This window comes from Sphaerisporangium sp. B11E5 (genome assembly GCF_039871875.1).
GTDB lineage: Bacteria > Actinomycetota > Actinomycetes > Streptosporangiales > Streptosporangiaceae > Sphaerisporangium.
The window spans coordinates 83303-103746 of the sequence record NZ_JBDPMD010000023.1; the positions used below are offsets into that span (position 1 = coordinate 83303).

Below are 20444 nucleotides of genomic sequence, written 5' to 3' on the forward strand. Positions count from 1 at the left end.
GAGATCATGTGCGTACTCCTCCGGGAGGAAAGCCTCATATGTGATGATTTCGTCATATTTGGATGCTATCGGCACTGATGCCATGGATCGTCAAAGAGATGGTGAGTATTTCGCCAGTCCTGATGGATCGCTCTAGACTGAGGGGTGAGGCGTCGACAGAAGTGAGAACAGATGGCCGGCACCGCACCCAGCCGCCTGGAACGGCGCAAGGCACGCACCCGCGCGGCACTCATCCACGCCGCCCAGGCCTTCATCGCCGACGGCAGGACCAACACGGCGATCCTGGAGCTCACCCAAGCGGCCGACGTGGGCATGGGCTCGTTCTACAACCACTTCTCCAGCAAGGACGAGCTCTTCAGGGCCGCCGTGGATGACGCTCTCGAGCGGCACGGCGCGACACTGGACGAGCTGACCCGTGGCATCGACGACCCCGCCGAGGTCTTCGCGTGCAGTTTCCGCCTGACCGGGCGCCTGCACCGCCGCCATCCCCAGCTCAGCCAGGTCATGCTCAACACCGGCCTGGCCGTCGTCACCTCCGAGCACGGCCTCGCCCCGCATACCCGGCGCGACATCCAGGCCGGCATCCAAGCCGGGCGCTTCACCGTGAGCGACCCCGAGCTCGCCCTCGTGATAGCCGCGGGCGCCGCGCTATGCCTCGGTCAACTGCTCCACGCCCAGCCCGAGCGCGACGACGCCACGGCCACCGACCGTGTCGCCGAGGACTTGCTGCGCACCTTCGGGATCCCCGCCGACGAAGCGCACCAAATCTGCCGACGCCCCCTGCCCGATCTCGACCGGCTTCTGATCACGCTGAACGCTCACCAGCCGTAGAAGTTGTCACCTGTGGGCCGGCAGAAGTTCGGACACGAGCTTCTCGATCCGGGCTCTGATCTCATCGCGAATGGGGCGCACGGCGTCGATGTCCTGACCGGCCGGGTCGGTGAGGTCCCAGTCCTCGTAGCGTTTGCCGGGGAAGATGGGGCAGGCGTCGCCGCAGCCCATGGTGATGACCACGTCGGAGGCTTGGACGGAGTCGACGGTGAGGATCTTGGGTGTCTGGTGGGAGATGTCGATACCGACTTCAGACATGGCTTCGATGGCCACGGGGTTGATGTGCTCGGCGGGGGCGGAGCCGGCGGAGCGGACTTCGATCTGGTCGCCGGCCAGGTGGGTGAGCCAGCCGGCGGCCATCTGGGAGCGGCCGGCGTTGTGGACGCAGACGAACAGGACGCTGGGCTTGGCCGGCGTGGCGCTGGGAGTGGTCATGGTGGGTTCCTTCGGTTGGCGGTGACGGGGAAGTAGCGGTGGCGGGTCCACCGGGAGACGTGGACCAGGGCGACCAGGACGGGCCGGTGGGAAGCGGTCCAGTCGCGACAGCCCACGCGAGACTTCGGTGCCGGCCGGTGGCGCGGCGGCGCGGGTTGGGACGTGGCGGCTTGACATGAATTCCCTTGAGTGAGGCGGCGACGCCGAAGGCGCTCAGGTGAGTGCGGCCGGTACCCGGACGAGGTGGTCGTACAGGGCCGTGCCGTCCTCGGTGGCCCGGTGGTAGACCCAGGACCCCCGCCGCTCCGACGTGACGAGGCCGGCTTCTCGCAGCACTCGCAGGTGGTGGCTGATGGTGGGGCCGACCAGGTCGAAGGCGTCGGTGATGTCGCACACGCACGCTTCTCCTTCGGCGTGCGAGAGCAGGATGCTGAGGATGCGCAGCCGTACCGGGTCCGCCACGGCCTTGAGTCGATGGGCGAGCGCCTTGGCCTCTTGGGTGGGCATCGGCACGCCCGGTGCCGGGCCTGCGCAACCGTCCTCGGACGGAGGGCGCGGCAGCCCCGACGGACTCATAGACACACGTCTATTTTTATGGACGTCTATGTGTTTTGTCCAGTCGCCCCTGTCCTGCTGCCCCGCCTGGCCGATGATCAGGTCAGCAGGCCGCGCACGACATCCAAGCGTTCCTGGACGATCGCGTACCAAGCCCATTTGCCGCGCCGGTCGCGGGTCAGCAGGCCCGCGTCCACGAGGATCTTCAGGTGGTGGCTGACGGTCGGCTGGGTGAGCCCCAGCGGAGCCGTGAGATCGCACACGCAGGCTTCCCCTGCCGGGCTACCGCTGATCATGCTGAGCAACTGGAGCCGCGTCGGGTCGGCCACCGCCTTCAACGCGCTCGCCAGGCTCTCGGCGTGGGAGCGTGAGATGGGCACCGCGACGACCGTGGTCGCGCACTCCTCGTCGGCGATAAGAGGGTCGTTCGGTGGCACTTCCGCAGTTTCCACGCGTTCAGTGTATGGAGTCTGATTCCTGGGTGACCTCCAGATGAACGGCCCGGTCAGTCGAGCGGCGGGGTGAAGCGATAGCCCCGGCCGCGGATGGTGTGGATGATCGACGGGTTCCGCTCGTCGTCGCGCAACCTGGCGCGCAGCCGTTTGATGTGCACCGCGATGGTGTTGTGCTGAGCTCCCAGCTCGCTTCCCCAGACGGCGAGGGCGATCTCCTCGCGAGTGACCACGCGGCCGGAGTTGGTCATCAGGAAACGCAGCAGCTCGAACTCGCGCAGCGGTATGTGCACCTCGACGCCGCCCCGGCGCAGGATGTAGCCGACCACGTCCAGTTCGATGTCCCCGGAGCGCAGTGACTGCAGGATGTGGGCCGTTCCCGCGCTGTCGATGAGGGGAAGCAGTTCCTGGATGCGGTAAGGGCGCGCCACGCACGCCGTCGCGCCGGCGGTGAGAGCCCGCACGGCGATGTCGGCGTCGCCGGCGCCGGCGCCGATGATGATCGGAGAGTCGTAGATCGTGCGCAGCGCCCGTATCGCGGCAGGCGCATCCACCTGCGGGAGCCGGGCGCTGAGCAGGACCACATCGGGAGAGAGCATGCCGATCCGCAGCAGAGCCTCGAGCCCGTCGCCGGCGTGCACCACCGTGATGCCGCACGCGGTGAGCTCTGCCAGGTCCGCGTCTGGATCCGCGACCAGGACGATCGGCCTTCGCCGTTCGCCGCTGGGTGCACGTGGCGGTACGACGACGTCAGGCACCAGCGTCTCTCCTCCCAGGTTCATCCGAATCGGCCGGTGATGTAGCCCTCGGTCCGCTTGTCCGCCGGGTTGCTGAAGATGCGGACCGTCGAGTCGTACTCGACCAGCCGGCCGTGCCGTACGCCCTGCTCGTCCACTTCGGCGGTGAAGAAGGCGGTGCGATGGGAGACGCGAGCGGCCTGCTGCATGTTGTGGGTGACGATCACGATGGTGTACTCCCGGGCGAGGTCCTGCATCAGGTCCTCGATCTTGCCGGTCGCGATCGGGTCGAGTGCCGAGCACGGCTCGTCCATGAGGATCACGTCGGGCTGGACGGCGATGGCGCGGGCGATGCACAGCCGTTGCTGCTGGCCGCCGGACAGGGCCAGGGCGTTCTGCTTGAGCTTGTCCTTGACCTCGTCCCAGAGCGCCGCCCTTTGCAGGGCCTGCTCGACGACCTCGTCCAGTCCTTTGCGGCGGCCGTTGACGCGCGGGCCGTAGGCGACGTTGTCGTAGATGGACTTGGGGAACGGGTTGGGCTTCTGGAAGACCATGCCGATCCGCCGGCGCACCTCGATGGAGTCCACGTCGGCGGCGTACAGGTCCTGCCCGTGGTAGGTGATCTTCCCGGCGATGCGGGCGCCGAGGATCAGGTCGTTCATGCGGTTCAGGCAGCGCAGCACCGTGCTCTTGCCGCAGCCCGAGGGGCCGATCATGGCGGCGATCTCGCGAGGCGCGATGCTCATGGTCACGCCGCGTACGGCCTGGTAGTCGCCGTAGTAGACGGAAAGATCCTCCAATGTGAACACGGGATCAAGGAGCTCGGGGAGTTCCCGGTCGGCCGCCTGGTCGCCGGTCGCGGGTGTCACCGCGATTCTGGGGGTCACTGGAGGTTCACCACCGCTTCTGGGCGCGATTTCGGACGTAGATGGCGATGGAGTTCATCGCGATGATGACGAGCAGCAGCAGCACGATCGCCGCGGCGGACAGGTCGTGGAAGGCTTCGCGGGACTGGCTGATCCAGCCGTAGATCTGGATCGGCAGGACGGTGTACTCGCTGAGGATGCCGTCGGGCAGGAAGGCGACGTAGGTGAGGCCGCCGAGCAGCAACAGCGGCGCGGCCTCGCCGGCCGCCCGGGACAGGGCCAGGATGGAGCCGGTCGCCATGCCGGGGATGGCGGCGGGCAGTATTTGGCGCCAGGTGGTCTGCCATTTGGTGGCACCGAGTCCGTAGGAGGCCTGGCGGATCGACAGCGGGACCGCTCTGATGGCCTCGCGGGACGCGATGATGACGATGGGGAGCACCAGCAACGACAAGGTGATGGAAGCCGTCAGGATGGTCGTGCCGAAACCGAATCCGCGTGCGATGACGCCGAGGCCGAGAATGCCGTAGACGATCGACGGGATGGCCGCCAGGTTCGCGATGTTGAGCTCGATCATCCGGTTGTACCAGCGGGCGGGATTGGCGTATTCCTCCAGGTAGACCGCCGCCAGGATGCCCACAGGCAGGCAGAACACCGCGGTGAGGGAGATCACCCACAGGGTGCCGTACAGGGCGGAGCGGGCTCCGGCGCGTTCAGGCCTGCGGATGGAGGGGAAGTTGTCCCACAACCGCGGGTCCAGGCGTGACCAGCCCTTGTAGACCACGTAGATCAGCAACGTGGCCAGGAACGCGACCGCGATCAGCAGGCACAGCCGCAGCATCAGCTTGAAGACGATGTCCGCCCAGGGCACCTTCTGGCGTGTGAGGGTGACCGTCCGGGGCTCGGTGACGGTGGGGGCGGTCATTCGTACACCTCCCTGAAGCGACGTACCAGGCGGGCGCTGACGAAGTTCATCGTGAAAGTGATCACGAAGAGCAGCGCGCCGACCGCGAAGATCGTCTTGTAGTCGAGTGAGGCGGTGGGCAGGTCGCCCGAGCCGGCTTGGGCGATGAAGCCCGTCATCGTCTGCATGGCGTCCAGCGGGTTCAGTGACAGGGAGGGTTTGTTGCCGGACGCGATGGCCACGATCATCGTCTCCCCGATGGCGCGGGAGACGGCCAGCACGAAGGACGCCACGATGCCCGACAGGGCGGCGGGGATGACGACCCGGATCGACACGACCCGGGTGGAGGACCCCAGGGCGTAGGCGCCGTCGCGCAGTCCTCGCGGCACCGACGACATCGCGTCCTCCGACAGCGAGGCCACCGTCGGCACGATCATGATCCCCATGACCAGACCGGCCGAGATGGCGTTGAAGACATCCGGCCGCAGCCCGGCCGGCAGGTACTCCTGCAGCGCCGGGGTCACGAAGCGGAGGGCGAAGAACCCGTAGACCACGGTGGGAACGCCGGCGAGGACCTCCAGAACCGGCTTGAACACCTTGCGGGTGCGCCGGTGGGCGTACTCGCTGAGGTACAGGGCGGCACCCAGGCCGAGCGGGACGGCCACCACCACGGCGATCAGCGTGATGAGGAAGGTGGCGCTCACCAGAGGCAGCACCCCGTAGGCGGGTGGATCGAACAGCGGAGCCCAGTCGGCGGTGGTGAAGAACTCCCGCCAGCCGACCGCCGTGAAGAACTCCACTGTCGGCGGGACCAGGGAGACGACGATGCCGACGGTGGTGGCCACGGACACGAGCGCGGCCACGGTCAGCACCACCCGGATGGTCTGCTCGCCGTAGCGTGAACGGGTCCTCCCCAGCGCCCCCTTGGGGGCGGCCGGGAAGGACGTCGTCTCGGGCGAGCTCATCCGCCGGCTCGCGTCTTGAGCTTGTCGAGGTCACCCTTCAGGTCGGCTTCCTGCTGGGCGTTCAGCGGGATGAACTGCGCGTCTTTGGCGATCGCACCGTGGTTGGCGACGTAGTACTCCACGAAGGCCACGACCTCGGGCCTCTTCATCGACTCCGCCTTGGGGTAGATGAACAGCGGCCGCGACAGCGGGGTGTAGGTGCCGTCCTGAGCGCTCTGCACACTCGGCGCCACGCAGCCGCCGCCTCCGTCGATCTGCAGCGCCTTGAGCTTGCCGGCGTTCTCCTCGTAGTAGGAGAAGCCGAAGTACCCGAGGCCGCCCTTGGAGCCGGACACACCCTGAACGGTGACGTTGTCGTCCTCGCTCGGGCTGTAGTCGGTGCGGCTCGCCCCCTCCTCACCGTTGACGGCGTCGGTGAAGTAGTCGAAGGTGCCGGAGTCGGTGCCCGCGCCGAACAGCTTCAGCGGCTCGTCGGGGAACTTCGGATCCACCTGGTTCCAGCTGTTCACCTTGGAACCGGGCTCCCAGATCTTCTTCAGCTGGTCCACCGTCAGGCAGGTGGCCCAGGTGTTCTCCTTGGGCACCACGACGGTCAGCGCGTCGTTGGCGACCGTGAACTCCTCGTAGGCGATGCCCTTGGCCTGGCAGGCCGCCGTCTCCTCGTCCTTGATCGGGCGGGAGGCGTCGGAGATGTCGGTCTCGCCGTTGCAGAACTTCTCGAAGCCGCCGCCGGTGCCGGACGTGCCCACGGTCACCCGCACCTTGGGGTTCTGCTCGGCGAACAGCTCGGCGGCGGCCGTGGACAGCGGCGCGACCGTGCTCGAGCCGTCGATCTTGATGTCGCCGGCGAGTTCCTTGGACGACGGGGCCGCGGAGGCGCCCGCTTCCCCGCCGGGGTTGTTCTGATTCCCGCCGCATGCGGTCAGCACGAGGGCACCTGCCGCCATGGTCGCTATGGCGCGCACTGCCTGCAGTCGAGTGCTCACGTCGTTTCCTTCGCTTCGATACCCGAGCCCAGCCGGTGACCGGGCTTCCATCCCCCAGAACGCATCGAAGGCTGTCTATGTGAACGTACGGCAAACGCCGCCTAAGCGGGCACTTAACTAATAGATGTCTATCTATGCGACGGCGGACGGCGGTGTCGGCGCCCTGTCCGGCAGCTATATTGATGACGGTAAACATTGATGAGTGTCTATGTGAGGGGCGCCGATGGCCGTGCGCGATCAGGACCCGTTGTTGCGCCGTGTCGCCGCCCAGCTTCTGTCGCGTTTCCCGGGGGTGTTCTCCGCCGAGACGGTGGAGCGTCACGTGATCGAGTCCCACCGGGCGCTCGCCACCACCGCCCGGGTGCGCGAGCACTTGCTGGTCTTGACGGAGAAGCTGGCTCAAGAGCGCCTGGTCGCCCTCGCGCAGAGCCAGGGCGCCATCGCCAAGCCGGTACTGGAGGTGCTGTTCGTGTGCACGCGGAACGCGGGCCGTTCACAACTGGCCGCCGCCTTCATGACCCGGCACGCCGCCGAGCGCGTGCACGTCCGCACCGCCGGAACCCGCCCCGCCGCGGAGATCGAAGCCGCCGTGCGGAAAGTGATCGAGGAACTGGGGCTGGCCGTCTCGGAGGAGTTCCCCAAGCCGCTCACCGACGAGGTGGTCCAGGCGGCCGATGTCGTCGTCTCCATGGGGTGCGGGGACGCATGTCCGATCCACCCCGGCAGGCGCTATCTGGAGTGGAACCTGCCCGACACGCACGGCAGGACGACGGCCGAGGTGCGCGACATCGCCGTCCTGGTCGATCTGATGGTCCGTGATCTGCTGGACGAGCTCGTCCAGCGACCCGCCCCGGCGTCCACGGCCGGTGGTTCGCCGAGGCTCTGATCAGGTCCGGGCGATCACGCCGAGGCGGGCTCCGCCGCGGGCTCGCCCAGCGGGCTGAACAGCGCACCGAGCCGGCTCACCGTCTCGGGGATGATCCAGTAGTACACCCACGTGCCGCGGCGCTGGCTGTCGATGAACCCCGCCGTGCGCAGCACCTTCAGATGGTGGGAGATGGTGGGGGCGGTCAGGTCGAAGACGCCGGTCAGGTCGCAGACGCACACCTCGCCGCCCGGGTGGGAGCCGATCAGCGACAACAGGCGCAGCCGAACCGGGTCGGCGACCGCCTTGAGCAGGATGGCGAGGTCGGCCGCGTCGGTCTCGGACAACGGCCCCTGGGCGATCGGCGCGCAGCAGCCGACGGTGCTGGTGTCCATCCTTCGGCTCCTTACTTCGACGTCAATCAAAATGATAGGCGATCGTCGGTGAACACGGCCATGGCAACGACAGCGCACCCGTACTCCCGACGCGGCGACACCGGCCGCCGCCACTGGGGACGACGGCCGGAGCTGTGCTCGCTGCCGAAGCTCATCCGCAGCAGGCGCCGCCGGTGCCGGGTACGGTGACCAGCGGGAGCAGGCTGGACAGCAGGCCGCCGCTGAGGCCGGTGGCCAGGCCGGCCCGTTGTTCCTGGGCCGCGGCCAGGTCCGAGGAGCATACTCCCGTCTCGGGCAGTTCGAGCCGCACATCGCGGGCCGCCTCCCAGTCCCCTGCCAGGGCCGCCACCACCGATCGGACCTGTTCGTACCCGGTGGCCATCAGGAAGGTCGGCGCGCGGCCGTAGCTCTTGACGCCGACGGCGTAGTAGCCGGGCTCGGGGTGCGTCAGCTCGTCGACGCCGTGCGGCGGGACCGTCCCGCAGGAGTGGACGTTGGGGTCGATCAGCGGGGCCAGCGCCCGGGTGGAGCCGAGGATCGGGTCCAGGTCCAGGCGCAGCTCGCCGGCGATGGAGTGGTCGGGCCGGTAGCCGGTGGCGCTGACGACCCGCTCCACGGTGATCGACTGCTCGGTCCCCGACGGATCGCGGCTGACCACCTCGATGCCGTCGGGCACCTGCCGCACCCGCTGGGTGAAGAACCCGGTGAGCAACCGGATGCGGCCGGACTCCACATGACCACGCAACCGTGTGCCCAGCGCGCCGCGGGCGGGCAGGGCGTCGGCCTCACCCCCGCCGTAGGTGCGTCCGGCGCTCCCGCCGCGGATCGCCCAGGTGACGGGTGTGCCGTCCAGCTCCGCGAGGGCGAGCAGGGTGGTGGCGGCCGAATGGCCCGCGCCGACCACGAGGGTGTGCCTGCCCTCGTAGGTGGCGCGGTCGGCGCCCAGCACGTCAGGCAACGCATGGTCGACGAAGACGTCGCCTTCACCGTGTGCGGGCACACCGCCGGCACCGAGCACGTTGGGGCTGGTGTACGTGCCGGACGCGTCGATGACCGCTCGCGCGTGGAGTTCCTCGCCGTCCTGGAGGCGGATCAGGAACGCGGCCTCCTCGCGGCCGCCGGTCCGGACCCGGTCGTAGCCCAGGCGGCTGATCGCCGTGACCCTGGCGCCCAGCCGCACCCGGTCGCCCAGCAGCGCGGCCAGGGGAGCCAGGTAGCCGGCGACGAGTTCGGCACCGGTGGGCAGCCACTCCGGATCAGGGGCACGCCAGCCCGCGGCCTCCAGCAGGCGCCGCGCCGCGGCGTCGATGTCGTGGCGCCACGGGCTGAACACCCGCACGTGCCCCCACCGCGCCACCGACGCCCCCGCGTGGTGCCCGGCCTCCAGCACCAGGAAGCCGATCCCCCGCTCGGCGAGGTGCGCGGCGGCGGCGAGCCCCACCGGCCCGGCGCCGATCACCACGACAGGCAGATCACTCGTCTGCCGGAGGGGCGTGAACCGCTCGATCTCGATAGCGGACGGCCCGCAGCACCCGTCGCTCATGTCGCTCTCCTCGCGTCTGGTTAGACATCCATCTAATCAGAGCATGAGGCATTGATTAGAGGTCTGTCAAATTAGATGTACCCCTAAGCAGGCTGCTCGGGCCGTCCTCAGTTGATCACGTGGGATGGGCGCGACGGGTCGTTGGTCCTCCTGATGCCTGCCCTGGGTCCCTTCACGCCCGGTGCGGCTAGTTCGCAAAATTACTTAAGGGGCATAAAACGGGCATCACTGTCAGTGGTCGAAGGGGCGGATCATGCAGAAGAGGGTTCGGGACGTGATGACCAGGGAGGTCGTGTGCGTGGACGCCGGCACTCCGTTCAAGGACGTGGCGAAGGTGCTGGTCGAACATCGGGTGAGCGCGGTCCCGGTCCTCGACGGGGAGGGCCATGTGGTCGGGGTGGTCTCGGAGGCCGACCTGCTCCGCAAGGAGGAGGTCAAGGAGCGGTCCTCCCGCGATGACCACCGTCCTGCTCTTCGCGCGGGGCCTCGCGAGCGGGTCACCGGGCAAAGCGCCAGACTTCCGGAGAAGGCCCGTGCGGGGACGGCGGCCGAACTGATGACGAGTCCGGCGATCGTGATCAGGTCCTCCGGAAGCGTGGTCAGCGCCGCCCGCGCGATGCGCAGATTCGAGGTCAAACGGCTGCCGGTCGTCGACGAGGAAGGGCGGCCGGAAGGCATCGTCAGCCGTCACGACCTGCTGAACGTCTTCGTGCGGAGCGATGACGCCATCGCCGCTGAGATCAGGGACGACATCCTGGAGGGTCCCCTGTGGACCGACACCTCAGGCGTCCACCTCTCCGTCGCCGACGGAGTCGTGACTCTCAGCGGTCACATCGCCCACCGCGACGACGCGCGGATCATCGCCCGCATGATCGGCAGGGTGGACGGGGTCGTGGACGTGGTCGACAAGCTGGTGGGGACGGCGCGCGCGGCGGCGGATCCCCATGGTGAGCGGATCTGAGCACAACGCGCTCGGCGGCCATGAGCGCCGTGGCATCGAGCGCCGTACGCGGCTCGACCTCGACTCGCCGTCAGCGGGCACAGGGCGGTGACGGCCTGAATGAACGAATCCTCGGCGCAGACATCAGATCCTCGCGAACCGGTCTTCCGGCTGTTCCGGGACCTGCGGTCACGCCCGGAAGGGCTGCGGAGCCGGGAGGCGGCTCAACGGCTGACGATCTTCGGTCCCAACGAACTGGCGAGACGGCAAGAGCGAGGCTGGGCCGGAGAACTCGGCCGCCAGTTGATCCACCCCCTGGCGCTCCTGCTGTGGCTGGCCGCCGCGCTCGCGGCGGTGGCGGGCATACTCCCGCTGAGCGGAGCCATCGTGGTGGTGATCGTGCTCAACGCGATGCTGGCGTTCGTCCAGGAGCGGCAGGCGGAGCGCGCCGTCGAAGCGCTGGCTGGTCTGCTGCCCGCCAAGGTGAAGGTTCTCCGGGACGGTGCCCGCGTAGTGATCGAGGCGACCCGACTGGTCCCCGGTGACATCCTGATCATCGAGGAGGGTGACCGGGTGCCGGCGGACGTCCGTTTGCTGGACGGCGCCGTGGAGATCGACATGTCCGCGCTGACGGGCGAATCCGTTCCGGCGTATCGGTCCGCCGAACCCGCGGTGGAGATCGGGCCGCTGCTGGCGTCGCCCGACATGGTGTTCAGCGGCACCACCTGCACCGGTGGCGAGGCGCGGGGCCTGGTGTTCTCCACCGGCATGCGCACCGAACTCGGCCGTATCGCGGCCCTCTCCCAGCGGGTGGGCAGAGCCGAGTCACCCTTGGAACATCAGGTCAAGCGGGTGGCCTGGCTGATCGCTTTCGTCGCTGTCGCGGCCGGCGTCGCGTTCCTGCCCGTCGGTGTCCTGGTGGCGGATCTTCCGCTTCCGGATGCCCTCACCTTCGCCATCGGCCTGTTGGTGGCGAATGTCCCCGAGGGCCTGCTGCCCACGATCACGCTCGCGCTGGCCGTCGGCGTCCGCGTGCTGGCGCGGCGCGGCGCGATCGTCAAACGGCTCAGCGCGGTGGAGACCCTGGGCTCCACCACAGTGATCTGCACCGACAAGACCGGCACGCTGACCTTGAATCAGATGCGGGTGACCGCCGTATGGACCGTCGGCGGCCCGGTCGACGCCGATGGTCACATGCCGGCGCGCCGCTCGGCGCCGCTGCTCGCGCTGGCACGGGCCGCGGCCATGTGCAACAACGCCGAACTGGAGCCGGTACCCACGGGAGACCCCACCGAAGTAGCCCTGCTGCGCATGTGCGCTTCCCTGGGTGAGCAGCGTGGTGGTGAGCGGCGCAGGCAGTTCCACTTCGACCCGGCGGTACGGATGATGTCGACAGTGGACACGGTCGACGGTCACCGATGGGTCCACACCAAGGGCGCGCCGGAGGAGGTCCTCTCCCGCACCGACCGCATCATGACCGTGGACGGGGAAACGCGAACCTGTACGCGGCAGGATCGCGACACGGTCTCCGCGGTGATCCGGGACTACGCGTCCCAAGGGCTGCGGCTGCTGGCGGTGGCACGACGGCGACTCGACCCCTCCGCCCCTCTCCCCGCCGACCGGGCCCAAGCCGAGACGAGACTCACGCTGCTCGGCATCGTCGCCATGGTCGACCCGCCTCGTCCGGAGGTCGCCGACGCGGTCGCCCGATGTCACACCGCCGGCATCCGGCTGATCGTCGTCACCGGGGACCATGGGCTCACCGCCGCGCGGATCGCCCGGCACGTGGGCATAGCGGGGGACGGCCTGCGCGTGATCACGGGCAGTGAGCTGGAGGCCATGACCGAGGACGACCTCGACGGCCTGCTGCGGAAGCACGATGAACTGGTCTTCGCGCGCAGCTCACCGGAGGCCAAGCTGCGCATCGCCGACGCCCTTCGCGCACAGGGCCATGTGGTCGCCATGACGGGCGACGGCGTCAACGACGCTCCCGCGTTGCGGCAGGCCGACATCGGGGTGGCGATGGGTGTCTCGGGAACGGACGTGGCACGCGAAGCCGCCACCATGGTGCTCACGGACGACAACTTCGCCACCATCGTGGACGCCGTCCAGGCCGGGCGCCGCGTGTACGACAACGTGCGCAAGTTCATCGTCTACATCTTCGCCCACGCCACGCCGGAAATGATCCCCTTCCTGGTGTTCGCGCTGTCCGGCGGTCAGGTGCCTCTGCCGCTGACCGCCATGCAGATCCTGGCGATCGACCTCGGCACCGAGACCCTCCCGGCCCTGGCACTCGGCCGCGAGCCCGCCGAACCCGGCTTGATGAGCCGTCCGCCCCGGCCGCGCGACCAGGGGGTGGTGCAGGCGGGGATGCTGGTCCGCGCCTGGATACTCCTGGGCGGTGTGTCCGCCGTCCTTGTGCTCACGGCCTTCTTCCTCACGTTGCGCGCGGGCGGCTGGTATCTCGGTGCGGACACCGGCCCGGGCACGGCGCTGCACCACACCTGGCTCCAGGCCACCACGATGACCTTCCTGGTCATCGTGTCCTGCCAGATAGGCACCGCGTTCGCCTCGCGCACCCGCTCCGCGTCCCTGAGGCAGATCGGGCTGACCAGCAACAGGTTGCTGCTGTGGGGGATCGCCTTCGAGGTGCTGTTCGCCGCGGCCGTGGTCCTGCTGCCACCCCTTCAGCGGCTTTTCGGGACGGCGGTGCCTGGCCCGGCCCAACTCGCGCTACTCCTGCCTTTCCCGTTGATCGTGTGGGGCGCGGACGAGCTGTGGCGGTGGCACACGCGACGGCGTGGCGCGCGGGCCGCCCCCTCCGGCGAAAACACCAGGACGGCCGTGGTGACATGAGATTCCCAGGTGACGAGTGGTTCGAGGACGCGTCGAGGACGCGACGGACGGGTAAGCGCCCTAAGGGGGCAGCCATGCACATGAAGGTGCGGGACGTCATGACCAGGCAGGTCACCTCGGTCAACGGTGGCACGCCGTTCAAGGACGTGGCCGAGGTACTGGTGCGCCATGAGCTCAGCGCGGTCCCGGTGGTGGACGGCGAGGGACACGTCGTCGGGATCATCTCGGAGGCGGACCTGCTGCGCAAGGAGGAGTTCAGGGAGCAGTACTACCAGGAGGGGTACCGTCCTCCGCTTCGTGCCCGGCTTCGCGAGTACGCCGGCCGGAAGGGGGCCCCGCCCGGGCGGAGAGCGTGCGGCGACACGGCCGCCGAACTGATGACCAAGCCGGCGATCACCGTCAAGCCGCACACCAACGTGGTGAAGGCCGCCCGGCTGATGAGCGAGCACGGGGTGAAACGCCTCCCCGTCGTCGACGAGAACGGTGTGCTGGAGGGCATCGTCAGCCGCCACGACCTGCTCACCGTCTTCGCGCGGACCGACGACGCGATCGCCCGCGAAGTGCGGGACGACATCGTCGGAGGTGCGCTGCGGGCCCGCGCGTCGCGGGTACGCGTGCGCGTGTCCGGCGGAGTGGTGACCCTGAGCGGGCGGATGGCGTGCCGTGCGGACGCACGGATGGCCGCGAGCATGATCGAGCGGGTCAACGGCGTGGTCGACGTAGTGGACAGGCTGGTCTGCGACGACGCCGGCGACCAGGTGGACATGACATGAGACCAGGTGACCCGGGCGCGCGGAGATCGCCGGCGACGCCGTGGGCGCAGATCAAGGAGACGCACACCGCGGTCGTCGTCCTCCTCGGGGATCACGCGTACAAGGTGAAGAAGCCGGTTGATCTCGGCTTCCTCGACTTCACCACCCTGGAGGCCAGGCGGGCCGTCTGCGAGCAGGAAGTGGAGCTGAACCGCCGGCTCGCTCCCCTGGTCTACGAGGGGGTGGCCGACGTCCTCGGGCCGGACGGGAAGATCTGCGAGCACCTCGTGGTGATGCGGCGCATGCCCGACGATCGGCGTCTGGCGGCGCTCGTCCGCGCGGGAAAGCCGGTGGAGGGGCAGTTGCGGCAGATCGCCCGGATGGTGGCGAGCCTGCACGGGCAGGCCCGCCACGGCGCGGAGATCGACCGGCAAGGTGGACGAGAAGCGCTGCGGGAACGCTGGACGGCGAGCTTTCAGCAGGTGAGAGTGCTTCCCGCCGTCCTCGACGCCGAATCCGTGGCGGAGATCGAGCGGCTCGCCCTGCGTTTCCTTGACGGACGTGAGCCGTTGTTCGCCGCCCGTGTGCGTCAGGGACGCGTCGTGGAAGGCCACGGTGACCTGCTGACCGAGGACATCTTCTGCCTGGAGGAGGGCCCGCAGGTGTTGGACTGCCTGGAATTCGACGCGAACCTGCGTTATCTCGACGGGCTGGACGACGCCGCGTTCCTCGCCATGGACCTGGAGCGGCTGGGTTCGCCCCGGCTGGCCGAGCTGTTCCTGCACTGGTACACCGAGTTCTCCGGCGACCCGGCACCACCGGCGCTGTGGCATCACTACGTCGCCTACCGGGCCTTCGTCCGTGCCAAGGTCGCGTGTGTACGGCATGCGCAAGGGAACGCCGAAGCGGCAGGCGAGGCCCGTGAGCTCGGTGAGCTCGGTCTCCGCCACCTGAGGGCGGGGGCGGCCACGCTGGTCCTCGTCGGCGGGCTGCCAGGGACCGGCAAGTCGACACTGGCCGCGGCCCTGGCCGACCGGCTCGGGTACACGGTGCTGGCCAGTGACCGGGTCCGCAAGGAGCTCGCCGGGATCGCGCCCGAGCAGCCGGCGGCGGCGCCGTTCGAGGAGGGGATCTACACCCGCGAGTGGACGGCGCGGGCCTACGAGGAATTGTCGTCCCGCGCGCGGGGCCTCCTCGGCTTCGGTGAATCGGTGATCCTCGACGCCTCGTGGACCGACGCGGCACACCGGGCGGCGGCCGGCCGGCTCGCGGAGGAGACCTTCAGCGACCTGGTGGCGCTGCGGTGCACCGCTCTGCCGCAGGTGACCGCGGAGCGGCTCGCCCGCCGGAGGGGCGGGGTGTCGGACGCCGACCAGACGATCGCGGACGTGATGCGGGAGACAACGGCGCCCTGGCCGGAGTCGGTGGAGATCGACACGAGCGCGACCCGGGACCAGGCGCTGAGCCGGGCCCTGGAAGTGCTGCTGCCGCCTGCGCGGACCGTCCCATGGAGGTACCGCCGCCCTCCTCGGATGGAACCAGGCTGACCTCGGCCTGTGGGACGAAAGCCTCCGATGCCAGGGGCCTTCCGCCGATGCGGTCCGCATTGAGCCGCGGTCTCATGGAGTCGTGTCATCGAGGAGGATGATGATGTTCGATCTGGTGACCGTCGCGGTCGACGGTTCGACGTCCGCCGAGGCGGCCGTCGACTGGGCGGCGGACGAGGCGGCACGCCGGGGCGCGGCTCTGCGAGTCGTGACGGTCAAGGAGCCGTGGGCGAGGGAGTACCCGTTCCCCATCGTCTCGAGCTTCGACGCGGCGATCACGGGCCGTTGCGCGGATGTGGTGGCCGCGGCCGCCGATCGGGCGAGGCGACGGGCGCCCGGTCTTCCGGTGAGCACCGGCCTGGACACGGGCGCGGTGATCGAGCGGCTCCGTCACGAGGCCGAGAAGACCGACGTCCTTGTGGTCGGGAGCCGAGGATTGGGGGGCTTCGCGGGGCTCGTCGTCGGGTCGCTCGGCTTGGGACTCGCCGGGCACACCGCGAGTCCTCTCGTCGTGGTGCGCACGGCTCCGGGCGCCGAGCACCAGGAGATCGTGGTGGGGGTCGACGGGTCGGCGTACTCAGAGGCCGCTCTGCGGTACGCCTTCGAGGAGGCGAAGATCCGGAACTGCGCACTTCGCGCCGTATACGCCTGGACCATGCCGATGTACTCCTCGTTCGCCGACGACTACGCCGATGTCCTGCGCGATGTCCTGGAGTACGACAGCAGGCAGGTCGGCGAAAGTCTGCGACCATGGCGCGAGAGGTACCCCGGCGTCCGGTTCGCCGAGTCCATCGTGCGCCGGCATCCCGTGCCGGCGCTGGCCGACGCCTCGAAGACGGCCGACCTCGTCGTGGTCGGTTCGCGCGGCCGTGGCGCCTTCCGTTCCTCGTTGCTCGGTTCGGTGAGTCACGGCGTTCTGCACCGTGCGCACTGCCCGGTGATGATCGTGCCCTCGCCGCGGGACGGGCAGGAACCGGCAAGCGCCACCGGGTAGGCCGCCACACCCGTCGGCCTCCCGGGCTCAGAAGCCGTGGATGCGGCGACCGGTGACACGCAGGGGCGTGACGCGGACGTACAACTCCCGTTCACCCCCTGCCCAGGGTTCGACGTACGCCCCGGCCACCTCCGCCGTCTCGTCCGGCGGTACGTGGTGCGCGGCCCCTTGGACCAGCACGCTCCATCCCGCCCGTGACGCCTCGTCGATGCGGTCGACCTCGAAGGCGATGGCGAGTTCGACCCCCGCGACGCCCGTGCGCAGATCTTCGTCCATCGCGCCCCCCAGCCGGGTGCGGAAGAGAATCGACCGCTCGTACATCGTGTAGTTGACCGGCAGCACGGCCAGGCCCGAGGCGCCGACGAACGCGACCCGCCCGACGCCGCCCGGAGAGATCAGCCGAAGGCACTCATCGGAGTCGAGTGTTTCCAGCACAGGGTGGCGAGGTGGACGCCCCGAGCCCGGCGGCCGGTCCAGCCCACCTCCCAGCAGGTCCTCCGCGGTCGTGTCCAAAGCCCTGGCGAGCCGCAACAGCGTCCCCCGGTCCAGGGTCGCCGGGGTCCTCTCCAGGTATTCCAGATAGCCGGTGGCCATGCCGGTACGGTCGGCGAGCTCTTCCCGGCTGAGGCCCAGGCTCTCGCGCCGGTGCGCGATACGCCGGCCGAGGTCGCCGGTGGATCCTCCAGATGGCGTCATTCGGCCTCCATGCGGATCAGCGAGAACACATGCGCCGCGCCACGGCCTATCTTGGCGCGCTGGCCGCGCACTTCGACTCGAAGCGATTCAGGGCCGTCGTCGGCGCGGCCGACCCGCACGAAAGCGTGGCCGGCGTCGATCGAGCACGAGCCGCCGCAGACCTCGATCGTCAACGACAGCGCGGGGAGCCGGTCGGGCAGGTGCGGGTCGAGTCGCAGACCGTCGAGACCCGCCTCCAGGCCCAGGTAACAGCGTTGCACCAGGTCCAGGGTTCCTCCCATCGCGCCCAGATGGATGCCCTCGGCCGTGGTACCCCCCTGCACGTCGGCCAGGTCGCTGCTCAGCGCCTCGACGAAGAAGTGCCAGGACACGGCCCGATCCAGCCGTGACAGCACCCATGCGTGCACCACGGCGCTCAGCGTGGAACCGTGGCTGGTCCGCTTGAGGTAGTAGCCGATGGTGTCGCGGATCAGATCAGGTTCGGCCGCGCGTCCCAGCCGGGCGAGGATCCGCCGCAGCTCTTCCGCGGTGAGCAGGTAGAAGAGCATGAGGACATCGGCCTGCTTGGAGGCCTTGTAGCGGTTGACGTCGTCTCCCTCGGCTTCCAGGGCGCGGTCCAGCCGCCGTACGCCGCGATAGCGCCCCCAGTCCAGTTCCGGCAGGTCCGCGTAGCCGGTGAACTGGCTGAGGACTCCTTCGTGGAAATCCACGCGCATCCGGCGTGTGATCTCGTCCCAGCGCTCCAGTTCCGGCCGGCTCAGACCGAGCCGTGTCGTGAGTTCCGTCCGCTCGCGCAGAGGGAGCAGGTCGAGCACCTCACAGGCCTTGAGCAGGAGCCACACCGTCATCAGGTTGGTATAGACGTTGTTGTCGACACCGGGCGAGGTGCCGCCGGGGTAGGCGTCGTGATATTCGTCAGGTCCCACGACATGGCGGATCTCGTAGCGGCCGGAGACGGGGTCGAGCTCGCTCAGTGCCGCGAAGAACCGGGCGATCTCGACGAGCAGCTCCGCACCGAAGTCGGCGAGGAATCCCATGTTCCCCGTGGCGGTGAAGTGCTGCCAGACGTTGTAGCCGATGGCGAGTCCCACATGGCGTTGCAGCCGGGACCGGTCGGGCAGCCAGCGGCCGGAGGAAGGGTTCAGATGGTACGGCTGGGTGTTCTCCTGCCCGTCGCTGCCGCTCTGCCACGGGAACATCGCCCCTGGCAGGCCCACCGCGTTCGCCGCCGCCCTCGCCTCGGGAAGCCGGCGGTGGCGGTACCGCAGCAGGGCCTGGGAGATCTCCGGGAACCGGAAGTTCAGCCATGGAAGGACGAAAAGCTCGTCCCAGAAGACATGACCCCGGTACGCCTCTCCGTGCAGCCCACGCGCGGGCACCCCCACGTCCAGATCCGTGGTGTGGGGAGAGAGCGTCTGCAGCAGGTGGAAGGTGTGCAGATGGATGATCTGCGCACCTGTCGGGTCGTCGCAGTCCAGTCGGGCACGTGCCCAGAGCCGGTCCCAGGCCAGCCGGTGCCGTGCCAGAACCGTGCCGAAGCAGGGGGAGAGGTGTACCGTGCGCACCGCCGCCGACCGGGGGTCGGCCATCGCGTGGTCGCGGGAGGTCGTCAGCGCGACGATCTTCGTCACCGTCGCGGGGCGTTCACGTTCCATGGGAAGCAGGTGCTCCGTCGAGATCCGGTCCGGTTCCCGGCGCACCTGCTCCAGGACGGCTTCGAGACACAACCGAGAGGCCAGCACGATCGCGATGCCCGATGAACTGGTGCGGGCACTGAGCCAGGTGTGGTCCTCGTCGTGCCCCGTCAAGAGCTCCACCAGATGATCGCCGCGGAGATCGCGATAGCGCTCGACTCCCCGGTTGGACACGCGGCCGTCGAGGGCCGCGGCCACACGGATCGGCCCCGACCAGTTCTCCGCGGTGAACGTCGTCTCCAGGGCGGCCACGTGGGGGTCGGCCATGGAGACCAGCCGGCGCTGCCGGACGGCGGTGACCCTGCCGTGTTCGTCGCGGTAGCGAAGCCGGCGGCTCAGCACACCATGCCGTAGGTCGAGCACCTGCCGGTACTCCATCAACTCGGCGGTGCGTGGGTGGAACCAGCGGGACTCCGGCGTGGCGAACAGCAGCGGCAGCCAGTTGGGTACGTTCACCAGTTCCTCGTTGGTGACCTGCTCCCCGCCGATGCGCGACGTGAGCTGGTTGTAGCAGCCCGCGACGTAGGTGCCCGGATAGTGTGTGCCGTCGGCCCTGGCCTCAGGGGCCGCGCCGCGCGTGACGAAGTACCCGTTGCCAAGGGCGCACAGCGCTTCTCGCCGGCCTTCGTCGGCGGGCAGGTAGCCGTCGTAGGTCAGCAGCCAGGGGTTCACGGGGCGCCGGCCCAGGCCCTGCCGGTGACCTCCAGCTCGCCGGGGTCGGAGACGACGATGTCCGCACCTCGTGCGCGCAACGTCCCGGTCCGTCCGCCGGCGCGGTCGACGCCGATCACCAGGCTGAAGCCGCCCCGCCGCCCGGCCTCGACGCCGGCGAGCGCGTCCTCCACTATCGCCGCCCTGCCGGGTGGGACGCCGAGGCGGCGCGCCGCCTCCCAGAACAGGTGGGGTTCCGGTTTCCCGGGAAGACACAAGGTGGCGGCGTCGTGGCCGTCCACCACGGTGTCGAAGAAGCCGGCGACACCCGCCGCGGTCACCACCGCGTGGCAGTGTCTGCTGGCCGACACCAGCCCGGTGCGGCAGCCGTACCGCCGCAACCGGCGGAGCAACCCGACGGTCCGCGGGAACGCCGCGACGCGGTCGCTTTCGACATTCTTCAGGAAAAGGATGTCCTTGGCCGCGGCGAGGCCGTGTACCGACAAGGTGCCGGGGCGGTCGCCCGCTGCTCCTTCGGGAAGGATGATGCCGCGGGAGGCGAGGAAGGTCCGCACGCCGTCCATACGGGACCTGCCGTCGACGTACTCGAGGTAGTCGCGACAGATGTCGAACGGCTCGGAGCGGCCGCGGAGGAACTCGTCGAAGGCCTGTTTCCAGGCCGCGGCATGCAGCCGAGCGGTGTCGGTGACGACACCATCGTTGTCGAAGATGACCGCGTCGACGCGGGTCAGATCGATGACAGGCATTGGCATCACCTCCGCC

20 protein-coding genes are annotated in these 20444 nt (G+C 69.2%); 7 read left to right on the forward strand and 13 right to left on the reverse strand.

All coding sequences use genetic code 11. The features are described from left to right. Positions 1–171 precede the first annotated feature (171 nt). Positions 172–831: a TetR/AcrR family transcriptional regulator gene (locus ABGB17_RS21350; RefSeq protein WP_347632190.1), complete on the forward strand. Its 660-nt coding sequence runs from the start codon at positions 172–174 to the stop codon at positions 829–831. A gap of 6 nt (positions 832–837) precedes the next feature. On the opposite strand, the gene ABGB17_RS21355 is transcribed toward ABGB17_RS21350, so the two are convergent. The 8 genes from ABGB17_RS21355 to ABGB17_RS21390 all read right to left on the reverse strand — a co-directional run bounded on the left by ABGB17_RS21355 (position 838) and on the right by ABGB17_RS21390 (position 6728). Next, positions 838–1266, reverse strand: coding sequence for an arsenate reductase ArsC (locus ABGB17_RS21355; protein WP_347632192.1), 429 nt, complete (start codon positions 1264–1266; stop codon positions 838–840). 213 nt (positions 1267–1479) lie between these two features. Next, on the reverse strand, positions 1480–1773 hold the full coding sequence (locus tag ABGB17_RS21360) for a metalloregulator ArsR/SmtB family transcription factor (RefSeq protein ID WP_347632194.1): 294 nt from the start codon (positions 1771–1773) through the stop codon (positions 1480–1482). A gap of 146 nt (positions 1774–1919) precedes the next feature. After that, positions 1920–2273 (reverse strand): metalloregulator ArsR/SmtB family transcription factor, encoded by a 354-nt coding sequence (locus tag ABGB17_RS21365; RefSeq protein WP_347632196.1) that lies wholly within the window; start codon positions 2271–2273, stop codon positions 1920–1922. 53 nt (positions 2274–2326) lie between these two features. Further along, entirely contained in the window at positions 2327–3031 is a 705-nt protein-coding gene (locus ABGB17_RS21370) for a response regulator transcription factor (protein ID WP_347632198.1), read from the reverse strand. 20 nt (positions 3032–3051) lie between these two features. Beyond that, positions 3052–3879: a phosphate ABC transporter ATP-binding protein PstB gene (gene pstB / locus ABGB17_RS21375; protein WP_347632260.1), complete on the reverse strand. Its 828-nt coding sequence runs from the start codon at positions 3877–3879 to the stop codon at positions 3052–3054. A gap of 25 nt (positions 3880–3904) precedes the next feature. After that, a complete protein-coding gene (pstA, locus tag ABGB17_RS21380) occupies positions 3905–4798 on the reverse strand; it encodes a phosphate ABC transporter permease PstA (protein WP_347632200.1) in 894 nt (297 codons plus the stop codon). Further along, complete coding sequence (gene pstC, locus ABGB17_RS21385; protein WP_347632202.1) at positions 4795–5742, reverse strand: phosphate ABC transporter permease subunit PstC; 948 nt, start codon at positions 5740–5742, stop codon at positions 4795–4797. The genes pstA and pstC overlap by 4 nt, the downstream gene beginning before the upstream one ends. Next, positions 5739–6728 carry a PstS family phosphate ABC transporter substrate-binding protein gene (locus ABGB17_RS21390; protein ID WP_347632204.1) on the reverse strand — a complete coding sequence of 330 codons (990 nt, stop codon included), beginning with the start codon at positions 6726–6728 and terminating at the stop codon, positions 5739–5741. Before ABGB17_RS21390 ends, pstC begins: the two co-directional genes overlap by 4 nt. Before the next feature lie 223 nt (positions 6729–6951). Between ABGB17_RS21390 and ABGB17_RS21395 the strand changes: the two genes are divergently transcribed. Then, the gene (locus tag ABGB17_RS21395) at positions 6952–7614 is read left to right on the forward strand and encodes a low molecular weight phosphatase family protein (protein WP_347632206.1); all 663 of its coding nucleotides are present in this window, start codon (positions 6952–6954) and stop codon (positions 7612–7614) included. 14 nt (positions 7615–7628) lie between these two features. Here ABGB17_RS21395 and ABGB17_RS21400 read toward each other — a convergent pair whose 3' ends face one another. Both ABGB17_RS21400 and ABGB17_RS21405 read right to left on the reverse strand, forming a co-directional pair. Continuing rightward, entirely contained in the window at positions 7629–7988 is a 360-nt protein-coding gene (locus tag ABGB17_RS21400) for a metalloregulator ArsR/SmtB family transcription factor (protein WP_347632208.1), read from the reverse strand. 151 nt (positions 7989–8139) lie between these two features. Beyond that, a complete protein-coding gene (locus tag ABGB17_RS21405; protein WP_347632210.1) occupies positions 8140–9531 on the reverse strand; it encodes an FAD-dependent oxidoreductase in 1392 nt (463 codons plus the stop codon). 253 nt (positions 9532–9784) lie between these two features. Between ABGB17_RS21405 and ABGB17_RS21410 the strand changes: the two genes are divergently transcribed. The 5 genes from ABGB17_RS21410 (at position 9785) to ABGB17_RS21430 (ending at position 16620) form a co-directional block, all read left to right on the forward strand. After that, entirely contained in the window at positions 9785–10492 is a 708-nt protein-coding gene (locus tag ABGB17_RS21410; RefSeq protein ID WP_347632212.1) for a CBS domain-containing protein, read from the forward strand. Positions 10493–10591: 99 nt separating this feature from the next. Continuing rightward, on the forward strand, positions 10592–13327 hold the full coding sequence (locus tag ABGB17_RS21415) for a cation-transporting P-type ATPase (protein ID WP_347632214.1): 2736 nt from the start codon (positions 10592–10594) through the stop codon (positions 13325–13327). A 74-nt stretch (positions 13328–13401) separates the two neighbouring features. Further along, positions 13402–14100 (forward strand): CBS domain-containing protein, encoded by a 699-nt coding sequence (locus tag ABGB17_RS21420; RefSeq protein WP_347632216.1) that lies wholly within the window; start codon positions 13402–13404, stop codon positions 14098–14100. Beyond that, entirely contained in the window at positions 14097–15626 is a 1530-nt protein-coding gene (locus ABGB17_RS21425) for an AAA family ATPase (RefSeq protein ID WP_347632218.1), read from the forward strand. The genes ABGB17_RS21420 and ABGB17_RS21425 overlap by 4 nt, the downstream gene beginning before the upstream one ends. A 103-nt stretch (positions 15627–15729) precedes the next feature. Then, the gene (locus ABGB17_RS21430) at positions 15730–16620 is read left to right on the forward strand and encodes a universal stress protein (protein WP_347632220.1); all 891 of its coding nucleotides are present in this window, start codon (positions 15730–15732) and stop codon (positions 16618–16620) included. Positions 16621–16647: 27 nt separating this feature from the next. Here ABGB17_RS21430 and ABGB17_RS21435 read toward each other — a convergent pair whose 3' ends face one another. The 3 genes from ABGB17_RS21435 to ABGB17_RS21445 are packed head-to-tail and all read right to left on the reverse strand — an operon-like array spanning position 16648 to position 20428. After that, positions 16648–17316 carry a pyridoxamine 5'-phosphate oxidase family protein gene (locus ABGB17_RS21435; protein ID WP_347632222.1) on the reverse strand — a complete coding sequence of 223 codons (669 nt, stop codon included), beginning with the start codon at positions 17314–17316 and terminating at the stop codon, positions 16648–16650. After that, a complete protein-coding gene (locus ABGB17_RS21440) occupies positions 17313–19682 on the reverse strand; it encodes a glycoside hydrolase family 65 protein (RefSeq protein ID WP_347632224.1) in 2370 nt (789 codons plus the stop codon). Before ABGB17_RS21440 ends, ABGB17_RS21435 begins: the two co-directional genes overlap by 4 nt. Beyond that, a complete protein-coding gene (locus tag ABGB17_RS21445) occupies positions 19679–20428 on the reverse strand; it encodes an HAD-IA family hydrolase (protein WP_347632226.1) in 750 nt (249 codons plus the stop codon). The genes ABGB17_RS21440 and ABGB17_RS21445 overlap by 4 nt, the downstream gene beginning before the upstream one ends. Positions 20429–20444 lie beyond the last annotated feature (16 nt).

Excerpts from the sequence above, each read along its gene's own strand:
- ABGB17_RS21350 (WP_347632190.1), top strand. The coding sequence starts at position 172 with ATGGCCGGCACCGCACCCAGCCGCCTGGAACGGCGCAAGGCACGCACC.
- ABGB17_RS21355 (WP_347632192.1), bottom strand. The coding sequence starts at position 1,266 with ATGACCACTCCCAGCGCCACGCCGGCCAAGCCCAGCGTCCTGTTCGTC.
- ABGB17_RS21360 (WP_347632194.1), bottom strand. The coding sequence starts at position 1,773 with ATGCCCACCCAAGAGGCCAAGGCGCTCGCCCATCGACTCAAGGCCGTG.
- pstA (WP_347632200.1), bottom strand. The coding sequence starts at position 4,798 with ATGACCGCCCCCACCGTCACCGAGCCCCGGACGGTCACCCTCACACGC.
- pstC (WP_347632202.1), bottom strand. The coding sequence starts at position 5,742 with ATGAGCTCGCCCGAGACGACGTCCTTCCCGGCCGCCCCCAAGGGGGCG.
- ABGB17_RS21395 (WP_347632206.1), top strand. The coding sequence starts at position 6,952 with ATGGCCGTGCGCGATCAGGACCCGTTGTTGCGCCGTGTCGCCGCCCAG.
- ABGB17_RS21400 (WP_347632208.1), bottom strand. The coding sequence starts at position 7,988 with ATGGACACCAGCACCGTCGGCTGCTGCGCGCCGATCGCCCAGGGGCCG.
- ABGB17_RS21405 (WP_347632210.1), bottom strand. The coding sequence starts at position 9,531 with ATGAGCGACGGGTGCTGCGGGCCGTCCGCTATCGAGATCGAGCGGTTC.
- ABGB17_RS21410 (WP_347632212.1), top strand. The coding sequence starts at position 9,785 with ATGCAGAAGAGGGTTCGGGACGTGATGACCAGGGAGGTCGTGTGCGTG.
- ABGB17_RS21415 (WP_347632214.1), top strand. The coding sequence starts at position 10,592 with ATGAACGAATCCTCGGCGCAGACATCAGATCCTCGCGAACCGGTCTTC.
- ABGB17_RS21420 (WP_347632216.1), top strand. The coding sequence starts at position 13,402 with ATGCACATGAAGGTGCGGGACGTCATGACCAGGCAGGTCACCTCGGTC.
- ABGB17_RS21425 (WP_347632218.1), top strand. The coding sequence starts at position 14,097 with ATGAGACCAGGTGACCCGGGCGCGCGGAGATCGCCGGCGACGCCGTGG.
- ABGB17_RS21430 (WP_347632220.1), top strand. The coding sequence starts at position 15,730 with ATGTTCGATCTGGTGACCGTCGCGGTCGACGGTTCGACGTCCGCCGAG.
- ABGB17_RS21435 (WP_347632222.1), bottom strand. The coding sequence starts at position 17,316 with ATGACGCCATCTGGAGGATCCACCGGCGACCTCGGCCGGCGTATCGCG.
- ABGB17_RS21445 (WP_347632226.1), bottom strand. The coding sequence starts at position 20,428 with ATGCCTGTCATCGATCTGACCCGCGTCGACGCGGTCATCTTCGACAAC.